Source organism: Rhodovibrio sodomensis, assembly GCF_016583645.1.
Classification (GTDB): Bacteria; Pseudomonadota; Alphaproteobacteria; order Kiloniellales; family Rhodovibrionaceae; genus Rhodovibrio; species Rhodovibrio sodomensis.
The window spans coordinates 1-2350 of record NZ_NRRL01000229.1 but is presented as its reverse complement, the minus strand read 5'-3'; the positions used below and the strand labels follow the sequence as shown (position 1 = coordinate 2350).

Annotated in this window: 1 protein-coding gene and 1 tRNA gene; one reads left to right on the top strand and one right to left on the bottom strand. The window is 67.1% G+C overall.

Going from position 1 to position 2350, the window contains the following annotated elements; all coding sequences use genetic code 11:
• The first annotated feature begins 17 nt into the window (after window positions 1–17).
• Window positions 18–94 (top strand) — tRNA-Met (locus CKO28_RS27270).
• Here CKO28_RS27270 and CKO28_RS27265 read toward each other — a convergent pair.
• Window positions 51–1697: a recombinase family protein gene (locus CKO28_RS27265; RefSeq protein ID WP_200344625.1), complete on the bottom strand. Its 1647-nt coding sequence runs from the start codon at window positions 1695–1697 to the stop codon at window positions 51–53. The two genes, CKO28_RS27270 and CKO28_RS27265, sit on opposite strands and share 44 nt — an antisense overlap.
• Window positions 1698–2350: the final 653 nt, after the last annotated feature.

Below are 2350 nucleotides of genomic sequence, written 5' to 3'. Positions count from 1 at the left end.
CCACCCACAACACCCGCCGCGGGGTGGAGCAGCCAGGTAGCTCGTCAGGCTCATAACCTGAAGGTCGTGGGTTCAAATCCCACCCCCGCAACCACCGATGTCAGCACCCGCCCATCACGCGATGCGGCGGGTGTTATCGTGCCCGACGCCAGGCTCAGGATGCCGGCGAGATCGCCCTCCAGCCACAGCGCGGCGCCGCCGTCCTGGTTGGGCGAGACCACGATCCGGCCGACCAGCGCCCGGATGTGGTCGCCCGCCTCCAGCCGCGTGCGCTCGTCCTGCAGCGCGGTGAACAAGCCGTCGATCCGCTTGCGGTATTCCTGCGCCATGTTGGGGTGAAGGAGGGCGGGCGGCGTCGCCGCGTGGGCAAGGTCGTCGGTCAGCTTGGCCTTGCGGTCCTCCAGAGCGAACAGCTCGTCTTTCATGCCAGGGGTTCGGTAGCCTTCCTTGATCGCCTCGACGATCTTGTGGATGCCCCGCTCGACCTTCTCGAGTTCCGCCTGCTTGGCGGCGACCCCCGCGGACGCGTCCATCCGCAGCCGGTTGAGTTCGCGCGTGAACTCCTCGCAGAACACCCGGAAAAGGCTCGGGTCCATGAGCTTGTCGCGCATGGCGGCGAGCACGCGCGCCTCCAGCTCCTGCCGGCGGACGCGCAGGGCGTTGGTGCAGGTTCCCTTGTTCTTATAGGTCGCGCAGCCGTACAGGTCGCGGTAGACCATGGAGTAGCCGCCGCCGCATGCCCCGCACTTGATCAGCCCGGAGAAGAGGTAGCGGGTCCGGCGCCGGGCGGTCAGGGCGTTGCCGTCGTCCTTGACGTAGCGCGCGCGGATGGCCGTCTGGCGCTCCTTGACCTTGGTCCAGAGGGCGTCGTCGACGATGCACAGTTCGGGGACGTCCTGGATGACCCACTGCTCCGGCGGGTTCGGGCGGGCGACCCGCTTGCCGGTCATCGGGTCCTTGAGGAAACGCTGCCGGTTCCAGACCAGCCGACCGATGTAGAGCTCGTTGTTGAGCACGCCGTTGCCGCGGCTGGCGTTGCCGAACAGCGTGCTCGGCCCCCAGGCCTTGCCGCGCGGCCCTAGGACGCCCTCGGCGTTCAGCTCGTGGGCGATCCGGGTGGGCGACTTGCCGGCGGCGTAGTCCGTGAAGATCCGCCGAACGACCGCGGCCTCCGCCGGGTCGATCGCGCGTTCGCCGCGCTCCGGGGTGCCGTCGGCGCCTGTACGGTGCACGACCCGGTAGCCGTAGCTGTTGCCGCCGCCGGACTTGCCCTCCTGCACGCGCCCGCGCAGGCCGCGGCGGGTCTTGTCCGCCAAGTCCTTGAGGTAGAGCGCGCCCATCGTGCCCTTGAGGCCGATGTGCAGCTCGCTGATGTCGCCCTCCGAGAGCGTGACCATGCGCACGCCGGCGAAGGTCAGGCGCTTGTAGACGCCGGCGATGTCTTCCTGGTCGCGGCTGATCCGGTCCAGCGATTCCGCCAAAATCACCTGGAAGCGTCCGGCCTGCGCGTCCTGCATTAGCGCCTGGATGCCCGGGCGCATCAGGCTGGCGCCCGAGATCGACCGGTCGCTGTAGCTGTCCGCGATCGACCAGCCCTCGCGCGCCGCGCGCTCGCGGCAAATTCGCAGCTGGTCCTCGATCGAAGCATCGCGCTGGTGGTCGGAGGAGTAACGGGCGTAGAGAGCGACGGCGGGCATGGCGGGACCTCTCGGTTAATCCGCCGAGTTTGAATCCGTTTCGCCTTTCGAACAAGCCTGCGCGTGGTGCGCTCGCGCGGCCTGGCGGGCGAGCGCACGGACGATCGCACGGAGCCGGAGATCGGATCGGTCGGTGGCCTCTTGAAGCGTCGCTTGGTTTGCAGGGCGCTCAATGCGTCCGGCCTTGGATGGCGTGGTCTCCATTCGACAGAGACTGAGGCATCGCCATGAAGGCGAACACGGCTTGTTGGCAAGCTCCGTCCAACTGAGCTGCACCACTGCTGGCTTAGATAGGCGCTACTGGTGCGAGCTCAGGACTACCGGCCATGCTTGCGGCGGGACTCACATTGACAGCTGCCGATGTTCCCATCCCTGTGATGCGAAGGTTATGACCCGAAGCGGACTCGGCGTCCTAGTGTTGTCAATGCGTCTCGCAGTGTTGAACTGTAGCGCGTCAAGCAGCGTGACCGGTTGAGCGACAAGGTCGTGGCCGGTGCGGATCGATGATGTTGACGGCTTATTTTGTGGTGTCGTCACCTCCTTCTCGGTTGTTGTCGCTGGGGTTGTCGCCGAGGCTGTCGCTGTCGGATGACGCGGCGTCAGCCGGGTCGGTTTGGCGGCTGACGGCGGTCCGCCGACGATAGCTCTCGACG